This window comes from Sporosarcina sp. Y352, assembly GCF_056786535.1.
In genome coordinates this window covers 22675-43739 of record NZ_JBXCJE010000012.1, presented here as the reverse complement: position 1 = coordinate 43739, position 21065 = coordinate 22675, and the positions used below count along the sequence as shown (strand labels likewise).

Genomic DNA, 21065 nt, shown 5'->3' with positions numbered 1-21065 from the left:
TCAATATGATAATATTTTATCGAAATAAATTTATTACCACTTTAAACATAACAGTTAAACTCTTTTAACGCAACATAATAAGTTTATTTTAATTTAAGAAACCATTTAATTCAACTTATTATGAATGGGTTTAAAATAAATAAACAAAGATAATAATTTTATCTAATTTTAACGGAAGTATTTAACTCCATTATTCAATAGTTGATTCGATCAATTGATTGGCTATTTATTTTTCATTTAAGTCTACTTTCATCTGTACCCCTTCGATTTTCAATTTATGGCTTCGGACAGTCGCCGTAAATACTTGGCCGTCTACCGCCTTGATGTTCAAAATGCTTTCAGCGTTGTCAATAAAGGTCGGTGTCACGATGTTGGACTCCTTCTGCAGAACCGCAATCAATTCAAGTCCTGCCTTTACTTTCTCCGCCGTGCTCAACTTTTGGAACGTCTTGCCGTCCATCTCCAATTCAAAGGTCTGCTTAACGCTGCCATTATTCTGCGTTTCGAACAGCTTCACGGACAATGTATCAAATAAGCTGTTCACTTTCTCGACCATCATGGCTGCCTTTTTCTCCACAAACAGCTTCACGGCTTCCATGACTGCAATGGATTCATTTCGTTCAAATTTGATTCGTTGATATTCTTCTTCGCTGTCATCTATCTCCAGCTGCAAATCCTTGATTCGGTTGCTATCCAAGAGAACGTGCCGTAAACTCGCAGCTTCCTTTATAAGACTAGAAAAATCTATTTTTGTTTCAACCTGTCCCATCTCTGCGAACGCCGCCCTAATCTTTTCAAGACACGCAACCAACTTAGCGCTTGGCCTGGACCACAATTTTTTTTTCATCTTTTCTAAGAATTAAATCAGCACCAAAATCACCGGAAGCTTTTGTAACTTCAGCCTCGTAACCTTGGGCTGAATATAGTTCTTTCAAATGTTGTTCAAATTGAATCCCGTCCATTGCATCGATCTCGTTTATTCTTGATTTACGTAATTTTTCTTTTTTTCGCATGGACTTATATATAGAAATACCAGCCATCAAGACAAGGACGACGAAAACAACACTTATGGTCGCGACAAAATCATCTGTTAAGATATAGACTGCAACCGCCACCAATACCAGCAGAGCCATTATTCCTTCTTGTGCTACTTTTTGTTGTTTAGCTGTTCTTTTCGACAAGTCATCCCCTCTTTCTTAGAATGTATTATTCCTTCCCTTTTCTAATTTTCTAAAAAAGTTGAAATGTGGTACAAAAAAACTCGCAGAATAACCTTTAGAAAAGTTCTTTGGGTAATCGCGCGAGGGTGGTCCTCTTCACCTTCCTTGTGTCAATTAATAGCCGCAATACGTGATTTTTGATGGAGGTCCTATCGTCTTATGTGTCTAGAGTAGAAAAACCAGCAAGTCATTCACAGTTTTTGATAAGCTCTACGTTCTGCATACTCCGTACACGCAGGGCATAAGTGCAGAATCATATCGGACGACCCTTTATAACTTATCAGAGACAACCCCTTGCGCTTGCAGATACTACATTTCTTGAACCACTTGAACATAATAATTGCCCTCCATATTCACTGTAATAATTATTCTACTGAATTATGTTGCAGAATAACTCGGCTGGCCCTTCAGCTGTTTCACTGGTATTTCTCGCCATTCACCATTAGCTTCTTGAACAGTTATATGAAAGCCGTCTGGCGCGGGTTGTCCTTCGACTAGTAAGGCTCCTGTGTTAAGCTCGTATTTAATGTTTGATACTAGGCTTTGAATTTGTGTACCTTTCCTCATTTTTCCAATTGCCTGATAGAAATCCAACTAAATCCCCCTTTCTCTTAATGCGCGAAAATTCATTTCACAAATAGATAGACAACAAATGTCAAACCTAGTACACCACCACCGCCTAACAACAATGTACTTATCGCATCAACAACTTTCTTAGCTGATAGGGAATTTTTGAGTTTTCTTTTCATCATCATTACCTCCAATTAGTGTGTTTTCTAAACAACAAAGAGGGAGACAAGTAAATCGTTTCACCCTCCATACTTATTATTAAAGGTTTTTGCAATTTAAAGTGAGTCCTCCAAATTCGTTAGCAATTTTGGTTACATTAGGAGCCCAATGTTTATTTAAACCAGTAGGGTCATTGTCAGCACCTATAGGTGCGTAGACGCTTCCTAGCGCGTTAATTGTCGTCAATCCACCTTTGTGAATGAGTTTATTCAAGGTCTTTCCAGTCGATCGTAAACCATCTTCCAGCGTATCGAAACGGAGCAACGTTAACCAGTTCGTGGCCGGATTCATTAGTCCGCCTGGATTGTTATAATTCACAAGCGCATTCGACGTACCGCTACCCGTTTCGTGAAATGCGATGGCAGCCATTAAAACAGGATCAATATTAAATTCGGTTGCAATATCAATGAATGCTTGTCCCTTTTTTGAAAACCCTCCGGCTGAATTAAACTTTTCGAAAAATATATTATCGTTTATCTTACTGTCCGCACTACACATGAGCGGAGATGTTCTAATCGTTTCTGTGGTAACACTAAATGACGTTTGACGTTTTTGGAAAGTAAGAATGTCCTTTTCAATTTCAAGACTCTTCTTAAGTACCTTTTCGTACGCACTTTCTAATTTTTCTTTCTCATTGCTCAAAAGATTTTGCTCAACTACTAGTTCTTGAACTAAACTCTCCTTCGCATCCTTCTGTGTTACAAGGTGTATCTTTAAATCCTGTAGGGACTCTTTATTTGATTTTTGCTTCGTTAGATTTTCTGACACGAGCTGTTTGTTTGCTACCAGTTGTTCTATATCTGAAGTTTGTTGTCTCATAATTTTACGGTCCGCCTTCATTAACGTGTTTACGGTTGTAATGCGTCCTACAAAATCAGACACACTAGTTGCCCCCAAAAGAACAACAAAAAAATTAGCTGGCCCATCTTTCAATTGAAGGCTTCGTACACGTTCTCGTAAAACGACATCCCGTTCATTTATATTTTTCTCGAGAAAAGAAATAGTAGCATGTAGCAACTCTATTTCTTCCTGCGTAACCATTATCTCAACTTCTGTCTTATTCACATTTTCGACTGTATCTATTAAATTTACATCTACATTCTGAAGTTGATTCTGAATATCGGAAATTGTAGACTTGTTGGTTCCAATTTCCATTTCTTTTTGTTCAACGTCGGACCGTAAATGAGCTTTCTTTTTTTCGAACATTTTCTTTTCTTCTCGTAACTCATTGAGAGGACTAGCCAATATGAGAGGGCTAGTCAAGATTGATAAAAGAGAAAAAATGACTGCTAATACTAAAATCATTACGTTAACCTTAATATATAATCGCTTCACAGTAATAAATTCCCTAACATTTTTTCTCTGCACTTTGTTCACTCCTTATCTGGAATGATAAAGTACGAAAATCCGATAAGGAAGAATAATAACGGTAGAACGACAATCACGAAAATTGCGAACGGTAAAAATTCCATCTGCATCACCTTTCTTCTAAAAAGAGGCACTATCCGGATATTTCCTTGTATGTTCCGGTTTACTGTTCTTCTTGTTAACAATTGAAGAATATAATCCATACAAGACTGCAGCATATGTGAAGAATAGTAGGCCTAGTGTTTGGATCATAGATAAAATAAAATGTGGCGTTTGTAAAAGTAGGCCAATAACACTTGTTATAATAATCACAACATACGTTGGAAATAGAAGAAACCAAACCGCGCGTCCCATTATTGGATGCTCATTATGCAAAAACTTGTCCAAAGCGCTGATTAAAATACAGCTACATATTATAATGAAGAACACGTTGCTCCAAAAATCTATTGTCATTGACCTGTTCTCTCGTTTCCGATGAATTTTCCATTGCTCAGATTACCAAGTCTATAGAAATTCAATGTATTTATTGGATTTGATTATCATTTCTGTAACTTCTTTTTCTTTGTTAAAATCGTTCTTCTTTAATATTCCATACGCCAGCACGTCTTTCCCTATTAACTCATTGTCTTTGAGTGTGAAATGTTTGAAATGACGATTAAATATAACCAGGGAAAAGAAACTACGTTCAGTTGTTGAAAAGTTGATATACCAGACTTTTTCGCGACGCGTTACTTTTTCTATACGTCCGTGTATGAAATAGGGGACATCTAATGTTTTCCCTTCCCACAACGCAACATGTGCAAGTTCATGATGCCTAATCAGTTCAGAGATAGGAATACGTTCACCTTTGACTGAGACGATAATAGAGGCAAGCAGGTCCGGTTCTACAGTAGTAAACAGTTTCTTTACTGATCGTAGCGAACCAATTGATTGTGGTGTTGGCTTGTCGTCTTTCAAGACGTCAGAATCCAATTCTTCATTTTCTTTTGGTTCTTTTTCTTGTGGTTCATTTTCACGTATTGGCGCAATATAATCGGGATCAATACTATTCAGATTTAAACGTACTACAAACTCACGGATACCTTGTTCACGGAGCGAAGCTTGGTATTCACTGACCTTTGCAACAGTCTCCTGAAATGTTAGTTTCCTTGAAAATCCGCAACTTTCTTTATGTATTGACGTTCCTTTTCCACTTGTCTTGAAGTGTGGTAGGAAGGCATTTGTACCTTCAATATAATAAACAGGTACTCCACAGGCTTTGTCCATGCAAACGATTCTTACACCATGTAACGATTCATCATAAGCTTTTGCAGTAATGACCTTCCCATCAGATAAAAGTGCTATGCACAGCAAGACCCCCTATTTTGTTTCAATTGTTCAATCTTCCTTAGTATCCCGGCTCTCACTTTCTTCAACTGGAAAAAGAGAATGATTTTTCTTGCATGAGCTCGTACAATACAATGAACTAGTTGAAAATTCTTGATGACATAAATAATGGTACCCGCATCCAATACACTGTTTTTCAAAAAATATCATAATCTATCGACAGAACCCATATTCACTTAGAATGAGTGAGCTGTCGAGTCACCTTCCTTTCCTATAAATTAATTTGGTATTTTATAATAATCTCCAAGTATTTGAGGTTTGCCCTTCACAACATCCTGAAAGATAAGATTATATCTGCGTGTATGTTTACGAATACCTTCTTTTTTAGCAATGGCATTCGTTTCATTTCGAATCAAAATTTTAATTGCCCATAAAACCTTAATCCTTTTCATTATTTCGTAAAATTTCCTCATTACAATCAGACCCTTCCTTAGCTAGCCTCTTTACACGCTATTCAGAACGACATGTCTATGGTCAAGACCTTAAAGGGATTAGTTATATTTACTCCATCCTTCCTCACTAAAAATGTCCACCTGCGGATCAATAACATCGGTTGGCGCTAGCTTCATTTGTGAATGCATACTAATCGCAATTCCCCAACCAGCAATAATCAAGACAGATAAGGTTAAAACGTAAACAATTCGCTTAGTAGATTTACGTATTCTAATATCAGCCAACTCCTTGAAGCATATCCATACCAGTGCTCAGCGCTCCACTCGCTCCGAAACCTTGATGGAATGCGATATTCGTTCCATTTTCCTTACATAGATTTTTTACGATATCCATTGTAATGTGACTACATGCACCGAGCAGAAGAACAACACAATCTGCCTTTTTCACAAGTGGCGAAAACGCTTTTTTTGTACCACCGTTGCGTGAAACACCGTTATGAAATAGCACATTGCAACCCATTTTCTTACCCATTTTACGAAATGTCTGTTCCTGGCTTCCACCGATGATTGCTACTGTTTTCATTGTCATAATAAATTCCCCCACTGATTTTTCACTGTTATATACCATTTATGATATATCATTATGCGATAAATGTAAACAAGGAAGTGTATTTGATTATTTGAAATCTGTAAGCCAGCCAGCATTCAACCCACTCGCTACAGCGCCCGGCAAAGTTTTACATTGAGTTTTTTCGACTATCATTGTTTGGATTTTCATTGTTTCCTCTACGGTTATCTCTAACTGATTGGCTATTTCATCGACTGTTAACCCTTTAGAGGTTAAAGAGAATATATTCCATTCTGTAAAATTGAGTGAGGGCCTTTTGATTGAATTTTTAATGAATTTAGGGGCAAATATTCTATTTTTTCTAGGGGACTCAATATATATTCCGCCCCCCTTTACGATTCGAATAGCTGTTTTTATTGAATCTAGGGATGCCATATTACTGTTTAAAACCCCCTTAATACCTTTTTGAACGAGTTTCTCGTATACATCCTCGCTAATGTCTTCAGTCACGCAAAGAACTGGAACACCTAAAGAAATGAATTGTTCAATAATTTCCTGGACAGCTCCATCAAATTCTGCTGACAAACAAATGACAATGTCATTTTCCGTTAGTTCCCAATCCAAAAAGCATTTCTCATTGATATAGGTAACTACTGTTGAAGACGGTAAGGAATTCGAAAGCAGGTTTTTCCATGACTCTCTCTTTTCGCCATTTTCACCAACAACCCAAATGTTCATCTAATCGCTCCTATAAAAAAAGACGCACCCCTCTACTCGCAAAGCACGAATGCTACGCGTAAATAGAGGGGTACGCCCTTAAATTTGATTTTTAAATTTATTATTAGTATAGCAGAAGTACCGTGAAAAGGGGAACTTCAATTATTATAAAATCGGGAATAGCCAAGGTATTATGATAGCGAATAACATCATCATGACAGAAACGCTTCGTAGTGTTTTTGACCAGCGGTGAAACTCGGGATGTTCAATTAAGCGATAACCGAAACCAAATAGGAAACTGACCGCAATACTAATTAAACACAAGAATATAACACCAAAACTAAGCATCGATAAAGTCTCTTGTAATAAAATATCAACATCAGTTGGTTCCCGTATGGATAGTACGATGATCGGCAAGCCACGCAATATGAGCATAGCAAGGAATGACAACAGCATCGTTAATTGAGCATATTTTTGCCACTGCCCATTTTTGAATAAGGCAGACATAATCATGACAAGGGTAGCAACAACAAAGAGTATGGTGATATACTTGACGCCCCAACTATAAACGGGTGCCATAGTTCCGCCAAAATCTCCAAGTAGACCGCTAAACATACTGTCGGAACTCACTGGCTTGATTTTAGAATGATCATTTACTGGTATATCAAAGGGTAGAGTATTGGCGGCTACATAGACAGGTAGAACATATACGGCAAGTATGAGCAGTAGAAAAACCCTCATCCCCTGCTTCAACTATTCTGAACCATTTTTAACGATTCAATATGCTGCAACCTTCTTCTATGTGGAATTTCCCAGGTTACTTCGCCTTCTTTTACCGGTATGATAACATCGAGTTTATACTCTTTTTTTGCTTCATTGGATGCTTCAAGAGCAAAGGAGTACCACTGAGCTTTAGCTGTAGGACCAACAATCGGGTTTTCTAGAATGTCTATTAAATCCAACCGATTCACGTTAACTTCCGCTTCGATGACCGCAAGTTCAAACTTACGACCGCGTAGTGAAATAAAGTCAATATACTCCGTAAAAGGGATCAACACTTTAAACGGGATACGAAACGTATCATGCAACGTTTCGCGCTTCTTACAATCTATCTTAAAGATGATAGTCATGTTATCAAATAGAAATTTACCGGAAGGATCTACTTGTAACTTGAGTACGAAATTAAATTTAACCTGATTGATTAAGGGATTAATGATTACATCATGCAGATTTTTCAATTGCTGAGAAATTGAATCTTTAAAAGTGGATGTTAACGCGAATGAAGTAACAACTTCAGCGCGGGTTAACAATGTATTGTTTTTTTCATTATAATCAAATTCCATACCTGTTACCATCTCATTTTCAGTACGAATGCGTTCGCTTATGCTCGAAATGCCAGCGTCATGAACGCTAGTCATAGTTACAGCTTTCTTCATTATTCGACACCCTTCCTTATTAACTATAAGTAATATACAGATGATCCTGGTAATTTACAACGAAAAGTGAAGTATTCGTGACCATGTACCTATTTAAAGAATTGGTTTAAAACAGAAAATAGTCATGCAAAATTTATAATTTTTATATTAAATTAGTCCATGATATTCACTCCTTTCAATCAATATACTTCCTTTCCGTCCGCTTTCGATATCCTTTTCGAAAGCGGGCGGAAAGAACTAACCGAAGTTAGACCCTTTCCAATTCATTTCACGCCCCAACCGTTTCAAGATGTTCGGACGTATCAATACAATCCCATTCATCCGCCATACAAAAGTCTGTTGAATGTTTTTGAAGTATATCCGCGAACAGTAAATCGACACACAGATCTGTTTTTCTATTGACAAGAACTGATACAATATCCTTTCTTGAAAACGTACCGAAACCATCTGAATCAATCCACGCACGACCACTTCCATCACTCACATGAAGAAAGCCTTGTTCTTCACCTATTACCTCAACGACCCAAAGCTGTTCTCCAATTTTATGGTCAATTATTTTTGCATTTGCACTTGCACTCAAGGTAGATGTTACAGCAACCGGTTCTGGCTCTTTACTCCATGCAGTCATCGTCAACATTTCATCTTTCACTTCTTTAATCTCTGCCATCACTGGATTCACATTTTCAGATAACATGTTAAAGAATGTTTCTTGATTTGCTGATAGAACGGATACTGCATAAGGTTCTTCCAGTACTTGTTGCACCACTCCTTGATGTGGCATTCCCCATAAACGCACGACAGGTATATCGACAGGCATTTCAACGTCCGACCGGACTCCTGCCGCCTCTGTAGAGCTAGGTATAGCCAAATAACAATTAAGGTCAATTAGCGATTGGAAAAAATGCAAAAACAAAATGAACGCATGTAAAAAGATAGTTTCAAGTAGTAGTATCATAGTGAATTCCTCCGTTTTTTTTATTATCACTCTCAGGCAAACAATTCAAAGGTAAGTTGTCCCTCGGATGTTGCCGCTCTTTTGCGTTTTTTCACTTTTGTTTTATTTTGTTCAGACCCGACTAACTTGATAATCTGTGCTGGACCCGTTGGAATGGTATCCGTAGTCACTGGTGTTTCATCAGCGCTCGTCTCTTGTGGCTTTACCAAATGAAGCAAAACAGCACCATCTGAAATGAAATTACGTTTAACACCAAACGCCTCAACCATATCAACCTCAAGCACGCCGCTACGCTCCGTAAAGCCAGGTACAAGCCCATCTGATATGTTTTGCGTAAGCTGCTCTTTCATCACAAGCATCTGTTGCTTTGTAACCACACCTTTAATTTCGACTTCAATCCACTTTTCAAATTGTTGCTGAAGACTGGGTTTCTCTTTTTTCTTACCGATATTCGCAAGAAGTTCTCTTGCACGGTCTGACGTTTGATGGATCCAATCTTCGGCTGAACCTTTGAGAACGGTTCCGCCCTTTTTCACGCTTTGAATCAGCATGGATTGTAAATCTCCGTCATCTCCGAGCATGGCAGATAAACCATCCGATGAAACTTCACCGTTGATTGCTGCCGTTGCACGATTCTTCAACGCAATGAGTTCGGCCATCTTCTCCTGGAAGGTGTTTTCGTATGCTAAATAAAACAGGCGGCACTCTTCCGTTTGTCCGATACGCCAAGCTCTACGTGAACTTTGGTTGATTGTAAACAGGGACCAAGAGAATTGATAATAAATAAGGCTAGGTGTACAGAGTAGATCCAAGCCGACTTTCACTAGCTCCTGACTGACAATACACACGTCGTACCCTTCGTTCTCTATCTTCTGTTGCAACCATTCACTCCTTGTGTTGGTGCTCGTTGTAGACGTATCCAACACGCAAACCTTCACACCAATTTCCTCTAATTTTTGTTTAAGTCGTGGCCGAATGTCCCGTTCCGATACCGATGAACCGGTGTCTTTTACATAAACGATGGCTTTGCGTCCTTCCGACATTTCGCGCTCTATAATTTCTTGTAGTTTTTTCTCCTTCGGCAATGTACAGTCTTCCGATAGATGCGTCGATTGCCATATCAATTCCCGTTCTCCGGATTCATTTTTAAAAGTTGCACTCGGAAATGTGAATGGGTTGTCTGGATAGGCAATACCATAATCGGTCAGGGGCAAATACAACTTATACCCGTCTTTCCGCTGGTCTATTTCTTGTTCAAAAGCGGAAACCATCCCACGGTAATGACTCTCTAGTTCTTCGGACATTGGAACGAAGATTGTCGGTGTATCAACCAGTTCAACCGGTTCTGGCCATACGTCTTTCAATCGAACATTAATGACGTTTTGAACCATATACCGACCGAATATAAAAGGGGATATACCTGGTAACACCTTTTTAGTTGTTCTTCGGTCGCCGCCACGCGAATTCGTATTCGTTAATTCACCTGAATCGTCTTTTTGTTCCCTAATGGTTTCTTCAATGTTTCCATATTCCTCATTGAAGCGTGTGACTTCTTCGTATCGGAAGCCGCTTGCTACCATGTCATAGGGGAACATACGCCAGAGTAAATAATAAATATCCTCAGATTTCCCACCAAACAACGTTCCGGTCCCACCTATAACCTTTTTGGAGGCTTGGACAATTGAACCTAGTGCATTCCCTTGAGCCGTCATGCCGCCTTTGAGTTCGTGAATTTCATCAACAATTGACATGTCGAAGAAGTTGTTCATTTTTCTTCGAATGTATTCAACTGCAGCGACACGTCTAGGCATACCGACAGCGGTAGGGATCTCAGGCTGTTCACTTTGAATCTGCTCAAGTAATCTCGGGTTATTTTGATATATGGCATGGCTAATTCGTTTTTCATGCTGACTCCACTCGGAAAAACCGTTAAAGCGACTTACTACTTTCTTTGTCCAAAGTGGCGAATGACAATGATAGCAAAAAGCATTTGCAGGTTTTACACTGTTTTTCAAGCGACGTGAATCTCCAAATTCAGATTGTGTCATATTATGTGTGACTGCGACATCCAGTTCATTGCCCTCTTCATCGATTTCTGTAAAAGTGTTCTCGATGGTTTGGTGTGGTTTTCCACACGATGGACAATAGTAACCAGTCCGATAGGAAGGTAATTCAAGTTCTCGTTGTTGTGTTGTTCTACGATACTTGTAACGAACTGCAGGAACCGTCCGTGCATCCCCTCGCATCACCGTAAACGAGATGACAAAAAAGGTCGGGACTAACGGTTTCTTCTTACCTTGCCTGCTCCACTCAGCGTGGTAGCGTATCAACTCAGATGTCTGTGTGATGACATGAACAACGGCATCGGGAATTAAAACACGAATTTCCTCCGGCCATTTTTTCGTCAAGTTGGGTGGACACATCAGGCAAACGTGATAACCAGATTTCCCTTGCATAGCATGGTAGCCATCTGCAATTGCCGTCATCATGCTTGATTTCCCCGTAGACATTTCCCCTTGAATAATCACCGCTTTTTGCGTACGTAATCGTTTTATTACTGCAGTGGCGGTATGCGACTGGACAGGAAATAGTTCGCGTGGGTAGCTTTCAAAATGTTTTAGACTCTCATCATTTATCGGATTGTGTGTTGGTGTGACAGTTTCAGACAACTTCTCAACCATGGCTTCGTTGTAATCCATTAAGTACGAAGTAAGATCATTGGTGCCACTTAGCTGGTTACCGTCGCCTGCCTTCGGAAATTGAATGAGTCCCTCTTTTAACAAGCGCTCAATAAAGAGATCAGCCTGTTCTTCGGTCAAATTAATTGAGTAGAGATACAACCCTTCCGGAAACAAGGCTTCATCCTTATACAGCTCATGTTTTTCAAGATGACGGGACTGAATAAGTTCTCTTAAAACCGCGTCTTCCCATTCGGGTAAGATATGCAGGCCGTATGCCGTTCCGCCAAGCAGCTGTGCGATGTCTTTCGCAGGGTTACTATTGAACGAAAGGACATATTTGCTGTTGTTCAATACATCCTCGTGTACAATGGCCAGTGCTTTTCGATTTTGGTTCAAAGTCATTGGGAATTTTTCATACATCCCTTTTTCAGCTGCCAGTATTTTTTCGTTATGAAATTGGTAGCCTGTTAATTCCTTTGTTCCGTAACCGAACTTCAAGCCGCCCTTTGAACCGATATCTATTGCCCCTCTAATCGACTGCAAAGCTGAATCACTTCCGCTAACGATTGTAAACAAAAGCTTATCTTCACTTCTGGGTGATTTCTCAAAAGCGAGTGCGTAGCAAAATACCTCATGCCAGGCCTGTTTCAAATAGACCTGAAATAATTTTGGGTTATCCTCTGTTTCATCGATATAGTTCATACTTATTTCTCTCCTTCCAAATTAAAAAGCAATCCGCGTAAATGTCCTTACAAAACGTAAGAAATCATTCGTTGGATTGCTCTAGCCTCTAAAATTCATATTAGTTATCCTCATTCCTTTTATCGATATCTATCATCGCTATTGGAATGGGATCCACATAGGGAACTATGCCGCCAAAAATTGACGTAAGTTCATTTTGTTTCTCCTCAGTTAAGTCCGAAAACATAATTTCGACTGTATGCAAGTTCATGCCGCCCCTCATTTTCTTCGCATACTTGATGGGTACAACTCATCAAATAGCTTGTAAGATTAGGTCGGCCTCTTCCTCACTCAAATCAATCCAGCCATCACTACCTAAATCAAGCTGATTAATTGTAGCTATTGTAGCCATATGGTTTGCCCAAACGCCGCGTTCAATTGTTGCAGGCGTGAAATCACCGTCATCACTTTGCCGAACATCGTAGTAATGAAGATGTTCCTTTCGTTCAGACGTTGGAATCCTAGTTGAACTTGTCATGGCTATTGTTGTGCCTCTAAATTGTTTTTGTTCAACCAGCGTCATAGTTGTCGGAATCGCTGTAGCAACCCGTTCAAAATCAGCAATCAAACTAGTAGCCGCCTTATGGATGATTTCCCCGTATTTCATAAGTGATTCACCTTTATCACCCGACCATCCGTATACATACTCAAATGAGTAGTCGGAAGTATCAAGTCCAAAGTAAGAACAAATTATGAAAGCGACACCTTCAGCCACACATTCCATTTCTTTCTTAGTTGTGTCATGATGGCTGCGACGATGCACACGACTATGTACCAGCTCATGTACGGCAGTCTTGGCCATATGGTTAACAGAAAGACTTGGGTCAAGAACAATCTCATGTGTTGCCGGTCGGTAGTATCCATTCGCTCCATTCGCAAATGCAATACGCACTGGACAATCGTCTTCAGCAGCTAACAGCTTCATCCACTGGAAAATTCGAACAGCTTCATCGGATTCTCCCTGTAGGCTAAGTTTGATATGGTCGATTGGAAGTGGTTTTCCCTCGGTTTGACTTGCATCAAAAACAGGGACTGGCACAAATCCAATTAACTTTGATTCTTCTTTGCCTGTTGTCTCATTCTTCTCTTTTTTAAATCGCGGTGCGAGAACACGGAGTGCTTTTTGACCTTTTATAACGGTACGTTCTAGCGATTCCCATTTTTTAAAAGATGCAACAAAGTGCGCGTTTTTCATTTGACCGCGTAAAAGCATGATGTTATTAAATGAATATGTTGGCATCATGGCATGCATCTGTAATAGTGCTTTAAAATTCTCGGGATTGTACTTAAAATTTTTAACGCCCTCGTTCAGCTGACTCAACAATTGTTGTACCTGCTCATTTTTTTCTTCGGTAGATTTTCGTGAATACGATTTTCTAGCCATAACTAACACCCTTTCCCACTATCTTTTCCTTTTCTCTTAATGTTGCGAGAACGCAAAAAAAGCCCTTGGGTAGTTTGTTCGCATAGCAAAAAAAGTAAAGATTGCTATGAAACACAAACAGCCCAAAGGCTTCAAATAGTCGTCACCGCAGAATCGCCCATATAGGGGATTTGCAAAAAGAAATTAAGAGAAAAAGTATAGGTTAAGTATACCCGAATGCCGAAGAAAAAACTACCTTGCAGATGCGATAGTTGTAGGAGCAGTGAAGTGATACCCTTGAATACCCGAGAACAGTAAGCCATCGACATAAAACCCAGTTTGAATACTAACCACTGCGATGTCGAATGCATCTTCTAGTGTATAGGCAGTCCCAAGATTTCGTACCATGAATTGGCCATGATCCACTACAATCACTTTAATAACAGGAGAACGATTTTCCTCTGTTAAGGCTAATCCGAATTCAAATTCTCCCATACAATCCAGCTGCACATAATCGTTTACTTTTAGCATACATCTTCTCTCCTCTCTTTTTGACCAAAAAAAATTGCTCTTCAGAAACCTCACGAATAAACGTGTGGCTCCAAAGAGCAAAGATAGTCGGTCACCTGCGGATACCAAATTCGTATCGCTGTTAATGGCATTAGTATATCACGAAAGAAGTTGATTGAAAAGGGTTCAAACAACTTTATGTTTGTCTTACCGTATCTACAAACCTTCTTATGTGACTTAACCTAATAATCGAACGGTGCCACTAAAATAGCGCAGCTTGCTAACATCAATAATAGAAACTTTTTCAAATTTTATTCGTTGGCTAATCAATCTTTTTGAATTATTACGAGAGAAGCAAAGCCACTTTTTTGACCATGTGAGTTGCTAAATACTTCTCCATGTCCTGAATAACCAAATGCCCCCATAGGAGACATGGTAACTACTTTCCAACCTTCTGTTAAATAATCATTTAATTCATTCGTAGTATCACTCCAATTACCTGACGGCTGCTGAGAACCTTGAACAATAATTGCTTTTTGCACTTATTTCACGCCTCCTATTAAATTTAGTGACTGCTAAATTATATACTATATATCAGTGATTTCCGGGTGTGATTTAATTGATTGAGTAAAGAAGTTAAATACTTCTCGCCTCCATTACTGAATTGAACTCAGTGATAACGTCTTAACATTCAAAAGAGAGACAGTTGTTCTTCTACGTTTACATCTACGATTTCCTCACATTTGGTTAGCATTACTGTATTTACTGCTTCTTTTCGACTTGCGTTTTGATTTCTCAAATAGGCGGCACAAAAATTCTTTGCTTCGGGATCTGCTTCCTCATAGTAACAAGGCAATTTCCCCATTTGGCAAAGTACATAGTGACCGCAACAAGCGAAACCTGCTTTTGAAAACCCTATTATTGTGTAGCCCGTCCGGCTCACAGTGCTATCACGCATATTATTCATCTCCTTTTAACGATTTATAAATAGTCCTCATTGCAGAATCCTCTAACACATAACTGTTAAAAACGATTCGCAGGGCGTCTATCTCTTTATGTCCATTCCACTGCATATCCTTAAGGACAAAACGCAGCAATCCATCTTGTTTCGAGAATTCCCGCATCTTTTTCGGACAATAACTAATCTCTTTACACATAAATAACATCCCCTCACTCATAATGGTTTTGAACTCGCATATTTTTAGGTAATTGGTGCCGCCTATCAATCAATTAATCAAGGCGGCACCAATCACTGTTACTCAGCAAGAAACGAGCGAATTGTATCTATAAATGCGGACATAGCCATAAAAATGCGGTCACGTTCTATCCCTTGCGGAAATACGCTATCCCGAATGCCACATACAAGATAATCACTCACCCAAAGTCTTTCTTTCAAATTTTCGTACACGTAACACTCAAATGCGCGTGCAGTCAGTTCCACGTTTGAAGACCAATACTTCCCAATCTTGCCTTTATCCATATTGATTGCATGTTGGAAATAGGTTGAACGTTCAGTGGTATACGGGACAAGATCGACCGCTTTCCCGTTACGCTTCTCGTGATACTCCGCAAGAGCTTCTGCACTCGCTTTTATTTCTTTCAAACGCTGCTTTGCATATTTCACCCGAAGTTGACTTTGATAGCTCTCACTCACACATTGCGACAGGTGCTTTTCGACACGAATATCAAATGCCTCTATCCGTTTATCCATGAATCGCTGTAAATCGCCTTCCACTTCGTCATACAAGGCGATAAATTCTCTCCTGACTGAATAGGTCCGCTTACAGTCACGCACATCAATAAATGCGTTCGACTGTCCAATTTTTATAGCATCTAGCAGTTCGTTAAGTGCGTCGATAACTTCATAGGGCATTTCGCCAAATTGTTGGTCAGTCAAAAATCCGATTTTCCCATTTTCAAAGGAATGGCTATAACTGAACAAAAAATGGTCAAGCCCATGAAACCACTCGTGCGCCAAGATACCAAGCGAACCTTTTTCTTTGGTCAAATTGATAACCTTACGACTAGGTTCATAATGGCCAAGCGCTCGTCCACGTCCACGCGAGCCAAAAGCCATTGCCAGTTCACCTTTCAAACTGACCGCTTGAATTGGAATGTTTAAGATTACCGCTAAGTCCGTATAAGCTTCTGCAGAACGAAGTAGATGCTCACGTCCTTTTTCGTCATCCACGTAATGTCCAAACTCCGAAGCACGAAAATTAAAATGGTCAACGTAGTCTTTCGGGTTCTCTATACTGACAGTAGATCCACCCATACGAGTAGGAATTTCTGGCAATATACGCTCCCAGACAGGTTTACGTGAACCACCCTTACCTGCAACTTTTATAACCTCAGTTGTTGGAATCAATTCACTCCAATCTTTTACGGAAAAAGCATTATTCAAGACAGAAACGCGCGATTGATGATTACTAAAATAATTCTTGAATGGACCTTTGTAGTCATATAACGCCATTGACTTGTCAAGGTCGTGCAAGAACAGTCGTGCAGTCTGTTCTTGAATTAGCCTTCTTTTCTGTGCGATTTGTTCCTCAGTGTCATCAGATGATAGTACGTCTAAATGCCTTATCTCTTGTTCAATAGATTCAGTGCGACGTTTGCTAGGCGCTGAAATAACTGCAAGAACACGATACTCGAAAAGTGAATACTCTTTTTTTGACTTAATCGTTTTGAGTAGGTCACTGAGAAAGTTCATTGTATTCACATACTTGCGCCGGTCTTCCGCTGTATCTTTCGATTCTTTGGGTATGCGGTTAATGATGAGTTGTATCGCTTTTGCAACACCAGGCTCAACACACCGCTGACGACAATCCTCAAACGAGAACCAATTGAAGAATGTATCCCGAATAATTAAACCAGCCGCAGTAGCCACATCCATTTGCTCGATTTCTTTTAAGAGAATTACACTTGGTCGAGCAAGGAATTTCTCGCGTTGCTGCGCTAAGTCTTTACGTGCTCCTCCTATTTTTTCACCAACATCAAACGCCACAGTTCTTGTTTGTTGTCCAGTAGATCGAACATCACGTACTAGTGAACTTGTTTTCTTTTCCTTCTTTACGATTGAACTAACTCTACTTGTGTCTTGAATCGGCATATCGAAAATAGATAATTGTTCTGTTTGCATGATTGATGCATCCCCTTTTTTAGTTAATTAAAAAATGGACTAACCGATATTTCGGATAATCCATTTTGCCTCTGCCTAACAACTAAAATGGTCCATTCTCCTTTTCTAAAAGGAAAATTTCCGGAACGTTTTGTGTTGTTGTATTGTTCATTAATGTACTCTCCATACCAAAATCTAAGTTACGCTCTTTTCCAATTTATCTTTTTTAAAATTGTTGTGAAAACACAAAAAAAGCCCTTGGGTAGTTTGTTCGCATAGCAAAAAGAAAAAAGATTGCTATGAAACACAAACAGCCCAAAGGCCTCAATTAGTCATCACCGCAGAATTGCACCGAGAGGTGAATTTGCAAAAGAATTAAATAGAAAAAGATATGCTTTTAGTGTAGCAAAATACAGACTGAAGTACAATCTAGTCTATGAGAAATCCAATCAAAATGTGAATTAGTTATTCAGTTTTCAGCTTAAATATGACTATATGAATAACGAGAGTATAAATAATAATAATAAATGAACAGGATAGAACAAATAAAAGAACCAACGATTCAAAATAGGTACTCGGATTCCCTTCACTGCTGGTAATCCAAATATCAACAAGAGGCCCACAATCGCGAATAATTGAATCAACATTCCAGTCGATAGTACATAAGCAATCGTAAACGATGCAAGCAAGACAAAGCCAAATACTTTACGGTCATGGCAATAGACAAATAAAGATGGCAGTAATAGTCCCCACCAATCGTAATCTATCGGGAAAAGTACGCCTATTAGGATCAAGACCGCTACATGGTATCCAGTGAGTCGGATGAAATACAGCCCGATTACAAGTGTAAATAAGATATTCGGATTCATTGATTGAAAGAACAACATATAAGGAATTTGACTAATGATTGCAAATAACAGTAGTCGTTCCATGTACTTCCGTTTATTACTCGTTCGGGTTGATCCAGCAGCAATAAGGTATGCGAAAATTGGAAAAGCCAAGCGGCCAATCATGCGGAATTCAGTGATAGTTGGAAAGAATAGATAACCTACATGGTCAATGACCATTGTCAAAAAGGCAATCCACTTAAGTAAGTCCAATCGCCCTTCTCTTACGCTGGAAGTAAAATTAGTAGGATTTATGGGATTAGTTAATTTCAAAATCAATACTTTCCAATCCCTTCTGTGCAGAAACATTGATACTGTTCTTGATCGTTGGTATTAAACTGTAACTTAGTATTTATATTCTCACAACCTACGACTCTTTGTTTGTACTACTAATTTAATTGATTTAGATGTTTTAAACCTATTTAAGTGTTTTAGAGAGTCGTTCAGCCTTAGAGCTACAAGGGTTTATGTCGTATAACTATCACTCATTCGGCGTCAACTATCACTTATCGGGCTTTAACTATCACTTATTAGGCGTCAACTATCATAATTCTTGCGTGAAGTATCACCAATTTGTTGTTGAACTATCACTTATTAGGCGTGACTATCACTTATTAGGCGTGCGAATAAATTTATTACATTTACTAGTGGGTTAGTCATTTTAAACTATCACCATTCCAGCGCAGTAATAGATATTTATCCGATGTAATCGTATTTCGGTGTTCAACTATCACCTTTTCGGCGTGAATCGAGGTCTATAATCTACGGAAGAGACGTGTTTTTCATAATATCAGGCTTTATTTCATTAACTATCACTTATTCGGCGTACTTTTAACGATTTTTTTCTGTAAATCCGGTTATATAACGGAAATGATCACTGGTTTTGTACGAAATTACCTTAGATATATGAAGGATTGGTCCTCTTTTCTACGAACTATCACTGTTTTGGCTACCCTTGTTAGAAGAAAGTTACCATATCCACTTAACTATCACTTATTCGGCGTACTTTTATGAGTTTTCCTGTAAATCCGGTTATGTAACGGATATAATCTCTGGTTTTATACGAAATTACCTTAGATGTATGAAGAATGGTCCTCTTTTCTATGAACTATCACTGTTTTGGCTGCCCTTGTTTGATGAAATTACCCATATCCCACTAGAACTATCACTTATTCGGCGTACTTTTATGAGTTTTCCTGTATATAGTTTTATACGATATTACCTTAGATATATGAAGGATTGGTCCTCTTTTCTACGAACTATCACCGTTTTGGCTACCCTTGTTAGAAGAAAGTACCCATATCCCACTGGAACTATCACTTATTCGGCGTACTTTTTTGAGTTTTCCTGTATATCAGGTTATGTAACGGAGATAATCACTGGTTTTATACGATATTACCTTTTATATATGAGGGATTGGTCCTCTTTTCTACGAACTATCACTGTTTTGGCTACCCTTGTTAGAAGAAAGTTTCCATATCCACTGGAACTATCACTTATTCGGCGTCATATAATAGTTGCTTTGCTATCACTCGTTGAGTACGATAGTGATAGTAAAGAAAGGGAATGATTAAAGTGGCACTTAATGATAGCCCTACTTACCAAGGGGCCCTAGACCTTATTGATCTACCAGAGTACGATGAAAATAATTTAGTAGAAGTGAATAGTTTGAATAACGAACACTGGGTAACCAAACATAACGATTTGGTTCAAAGTTCGTATATGTTGTCATTACAGCAACAGCGAATCCTTTTAATTATTGCTTCCAGAATTCAGCCTAAAGATGAAAATTTCAAATTGTATAAGTTTAACACTAAAGACATAATTGACATACTCGAACTTTCACGTTCTTCCGGGAGCTATTACACGCAAATTAGGAATATCGTAAATGATTTGCAAACGAAAACGCTTACCATTAAAACGAAAGATCGAGAAACGAATTTCACCTGGGTAATTACATCAGATTACTTTCCAAAGCAGGGATTTTTCCAAATTGAGCTTCACCCGAAATTAAAGCCCTACTTCTTGGAATTAAAAGATAAATTCACACAATATCGGTTGGAGAACGTACTAAAGTTAAATTCTGCGTATTCAATTCGCATGTATGAACTTCTGAAGCAATATGAAAGTATCAGGACTAGAAGGTTTGGCGTTGAAGAATTAAAAGAGCTACTAGCTATTGAACCCGGTAAGTACAAACAATATGGACATTTCAAGAGTAAGATTCTCCTTCATGCGCAGGAACAGATTGAAAAACATACCGATTTACGCTTTGAATTTAAAGAAATTAAAACCGGTAGAAAGATTACAAAGTTAGAGTTCTTTATAAAAACGAAGAAAGTCGACTCTACAGTTATTGACATGGAAAAAGATGAAATAAATGATGAATTGATAGAACTAGGCGTTAGTTTAGCCCAAATACAAAAAATAAGAGTCAAATGGGATAATGAGCACATATCACGAAACCTTGCCTATACAAAAGCTCGAATGAAGGTTAAGCGTATCGATAAACCAGCTGGCTATTTCATTAGCGCATTGACCGACGACTATGCCGGTAATGACCACGAGAGTCAAAACCGTTCAGGCGATAGTAAGGTAGTAGATCAATTAAATGGGACAGGCGTTGACCATAAAGATAATAAGTATGGAAAAACAGCTTCTGATTTCGAAAAAATGTTAATCAGCATTGTAGAATTGCAACGCGAATTGGGACTAGATGAAGATATTATTCAAGACAAACTGAAACAAGAAATACATACCTATGCCGCCTATCAAATTGAGAAAAATGGAACGATGATTGAACCTGATATGTTTGAAGATCAGATGATGGCAACCTACTGCATAGTTAAAGCATAAAATTACGAAAAGCCCTACCTTTACAGGTAACGGGTTCGGTTGATGGGGAGAAAAACACTGAGCCTTCAATTAAAC

The 21065-nt window shown here is 38.8% G+C and carries 21 protein-coding genes; 1 reads left to right on the top strand and 20 read right to left on the bottom strand.

The features are described 5' to 3' along the window. Positions 1–226: 226 nt before the first annotated feature. The 20 genes from AC1TO6_RS16810 to AC1TO6_RS16715 all read right to left on the bottom strand — a co-directional run bounded on the left by AC1TO6_RS16810 (position 227) and on the right by AC1TO6_RS16715 (position 18347). Positions 227–769 (bottom strand): hypothetical protein, encoded by a 543-nt coding sequence (locus AC1TO6_RS16810; RefSeq protein ID WP_482102779.1) that lies wholly within the window; start codon positions 767–769, stop codon positions 227–229. A 43-nt stretch (positions 770–812) separates the two neighbouring features. After that, positions 813–1181: a restriction endonuclease gene (locus AC1TO6_RS16805; protein WP_482102778.1), complete on the bottom strand. Its 369-nt coding sequence runs from the start codon at positions 1179–1181 to the stop codon at positions 813–815. Positions 1182–1598: 417 nt separating this feature from the next. Then, positions 1599–1814 (bottom strand): hypothetical protein, encoded by a 216-nt coding sequence (locus AC1TO6_RS16800; protein ID WP_482102777.1) that lies wholly within the window; start codon positions 1812–1814, stop codon positions 1599–1601. Positions 1815–1846: 32 nt separating this feature from the next. Next, on the bottom strand, positions 1847–1969 hold the full coding sequence (locus tag AC1TO6_RS16795) for a hypothetical protein (RefSeq protein ID WP_482102776.1): 123 nt from the start codon (positions 1967–1969) through the stop codon (positions 1847–1849). Positions 1970–2048: 79 nt separating this feature from the next. Next, entirely contained in the window at positions 2049–3377 is a 1329-nt protein-coding gene (locus AC1TO6_RS16790; protein ID WP_482102775.1) for a PcsB-like coiled-coil domain-containing protein, read from the bottom strand. Between the two features lie 504 nt (positions 3378–3881). Next, positions 3882–4730: a hypothetical protein gene (locus AC1TO6_RS16785; protein WP_482102774.1), complete on the bottom strand. Its 849-nt coding sequence runs from the start codon at positions 4728–4730 to the stop codon at positions 3882–3884. A gap of 702 nt (positions 4731–5432) precedes the next feature. Continuing rightward, positions 5433–5744: a DUF2325 domain-containing protein gene (locus tag AC1TO6_RS16780; protein WP_482102773.1), complete on the bottom strand. Its 312-nt coding sequence runs from the start codon at positions 5742–5744 to the stop codon at positions 5433–5435. A gap of 87 nt (positions 5745–5831) precedes the next feature. Then, positions 5832–6461 (bottom strand): helix-turn-helix transcriptional regulator, encoded by a 630-nt coding sequence (locus AC1TO6_RS16775; RefSeq protein WP_482102772.1) that lies wholly within the window; start codon positions 6459–6461, stop codon positions 5832–5834. A gap of 144 nt (positions 6462–6605) precedes the next feature. Next, on the bottom strand, positions 6606–7181 hold the full coding sequence (locus tag AC1TO6_RS16770) for a hypothetical protein (RefSeq protein WP_482102771.1): 576 nt from the start codon (positions 7179–7181) through the stop codon (positions 6606–6608). An 8-nt stretch (positions 7182–7189) separates the two neighbouring features. Continuing rightward, complete coding sequence (locus AC1TO6_RS16765) at positions 7190–7876, bottom strand: hypothetical protein (protein WP_482102770.1); 687 nt, start codon at positions 7874–7876, stop codon at positions 7190–7192. 268 nt (positions 7877–8144) lie between these two features. After that, a complete protein-coding gene (locus AC1TO6_RS16760) occupies positions 8145–8831 on the bottom strand; it encodes a hypothetical protein (protein WP_482102769.1) in 687 nt (228 codons plus the stop codon). Positions 8832–8863: 32 nt separating this feature from the next. Continuing rightward, complete coding sequence (locus AC1TO6_RS16755; protein ID WP_482102768.1) at positions 8864–12214, bottom strand: helicase-related protein; 3351 nt, start codon at positions 12212–12214, stop codon at positions 8864–8866. 100 nt (positions 12215–12314) lie between these two features. Next, a complete protein-coding gene (locus AC1TO6_RS16750) occupies positions 12315–12464 on the bottom strand; it encodes a hypothetical protein (protein WP_482102767.1) in 150 nt (49 codons plus the stop codon). A 42-nt stretch (positions 12465–12506) separates the two neighbouring features. Continuing rightward, the gene (locus tag AC1TO6_RS16745; RefSeq protein WP_482102766.1) at positions 12507–13637 is read right to left on the bottom strand and encodes an LPD28 domain-containing protein; all 1131 of its coding nucleotides are present in this window, start codon (positions 13635–13637) and stop codon (positions 12507–12509) included. A gap of 231 nt (positions 13638–13868) precedes the next feature. Then, on the bottom strand, positions 13869–14147 hold the full coding sequence (locus tag AC1TO6_RS16740) for a hypothetical protein (RefSeq protein WP_482102765.1): 279 nt from the start codon (positions 14145–14147) through the stop codon (positions 13869–13871). 305 nt (positions 14148–14452) lie between these two features. Beyond that, the gene (locus AC1TO6_RS16735) at positions 14453–14668 is read right to left on the bottom strand and encodes a hypothetical protein (protein WP_482102764.1); all 216 of its coding nucleotides are present in this window, start codon (positions 14666–14668) and stop codon (positions 14453–14455) included. 149 nt (positions 14669–14817) lie between these two features. Then, positions 14818–15084, bottom strand: a complete 267-nt coding sequence (locus tag AC1TO6_RS16730) for a hypothetical protein (protein WP_482102763.1) — start codon at positions 15082–15084, stop codon at positions 14818–14820. A 1-nt stretch (position 15085) separates the two neighbouring features. Then, a complete protein-coding gene (locus AC1TO6_RS16725; RefSeq protein ID WP_482102762.1) occupies positions 15086–15283 on the bottom strand; it encodes a hypothetical protein in 198 nt (65 codons plus the stop codon). Between the two features lie 98 nt (positions 15284–15381). Beyond that, positions 15382–17268, bottom strand: a complete 1887-nt coding sequence (locus AC1TO6_RS16720) for an LPD1 domain-containing protein (protein WP_482102761.1) — start codon at positions 17266–17268, stop codon at positions 15382–15384. Between the two features lie 470 nt (positions 17269–17738). Further along, a complete protein-coding gene (locus AC1TO6_RS16715) occupies positions 17739–18347 on the bottom strand; it encodes a TraX family protein (RefSeq protein WP_482102760.1) in 609 nt (202 codons plus the stop codon). Positions 18348–19709: 1362 nt separating this feature from the next. On the opposite strand from AC1TO6_RS16715, the gene AC1TO6_RS16710 reads away from it, so the two are divergent. Continuing rightward, positions 19710–20990 carry a replication initiation protein gene (locus AC1TO6_RS16710; RefSeq protein WP_482102759.1) on the top strand — a complete coding sequence of 427 codons (1281 nt, stop codon included), beginning with the start codon at positions 19710–19712 and terminating at the stop codon, positions 20988–20990. Positions 20991–21065: the final 75 nt, after the last annotated feature.

Excerpts from the sequence above, each read along its gene's own strand:
- AC1TO6_RS16750 (WP_482102767.1), bottom strand. The coding sequence starts at position 12,464 with ATGAACTTGCATACAGTCGAAATTATGTTTTCGGACTTAACTGAGGAG.
- AC1TO6_RS16730 (WP_482102763.1), bottom strand. The coding sequence starts at position 15,084 with ATGCGTGATAGCACTGTGAGCCGGACGGGCTACACAATAATAGGGTTT.
- AC1TO6_RS16725 (WP_482102762.1), bottom strand. The coding sequence starts at position 15,283 with ATGTGTAAAGAGATTAGTTATTGTCCGAAAAAGATGCGGGAATTCTCG.
- AC1TO6_RS16720 (WP_482102761.1), bottom strand. The coding sequence starts at position 17,268 with ATGCAAACAGAACAATTATCTATTTTCGATATGCCGATTCAAGACACA.
- AC1TO6_RS16810 (WP_482102779.1), bottom strand. The coding sequence starts at position 769 with ATGGGACAGGTTGAAACAAAAATAGATTTTTCTAGTCTTATAAAGGAA.
- AC1TO6_RS16765 (WP_482102770.1), bottom strand. The coding sequence starts at position 7,876 with ATGAAGAAAGCTGTAACTATGACTAGCGTTCATGACGCTGGCATTTCG.
- AC1TO6_RS16745 (WP_482102766.1), bottom strand. The coding sequence starts at position 13,637 with ATGGCTAGAAAATCGTATTCACGAAAATCTACCGAAGAAAAAAATGAG.
- AC1TO6_RS16795 (WP_482102776.1), bottom strand. The coding sequence starts at position 1,969 with ATGAAAAGAAAACTCAAAAATTCCCTATCAGCTAAGAAAGTTGTTGAT.
- AC1TO6_RS16775 (WP_482102772.1), bottom strand. The coding sequence starts at position 6,461 with ATGAACATTTGGGTTGTTGGTGAAAATGGCGAAAAGAGAGAGTCATGG.
- AC1TO6_RS16780 (WP_482102773.1), bottom strand. The coding sequence starts at position 5,744 with ATGACAATGAAAACAGTAGCAATCATCGGTGGAAGCCAGGAACAGACA.
- AC1TO6_RS16770 (WP_482102771.1), bottom strand. The coding sequence starts at position 7,181 with ATGAGGGTTTTTCTACTGCTCATACTTGCCGTATATGTTCTACCTGTC.
- AC1TO6_RS16740 (WP_482102765.1), bottom strand. The coding sequence starts at position 14,147 with ATGCTAAAAGTAAACGATTATGTGCAGCTGGATTGTATGGGAGAATTT.
- AC1TO6_RS16755 (WP_482102768.1), bottom strand. The coding sequence starts at position 12,214 with ATGAACTATATCGATGAAACAGAGGATAACCCAAAATTATTTCAGGTC.
- AC1TO6_RS16760 (WP_482102769.1), bottom strand. The coding sequence starts at position 8,831 with ATGATACTACTACTTGAAACTATCTTTTTACATGCGTTCATTTTGTTT.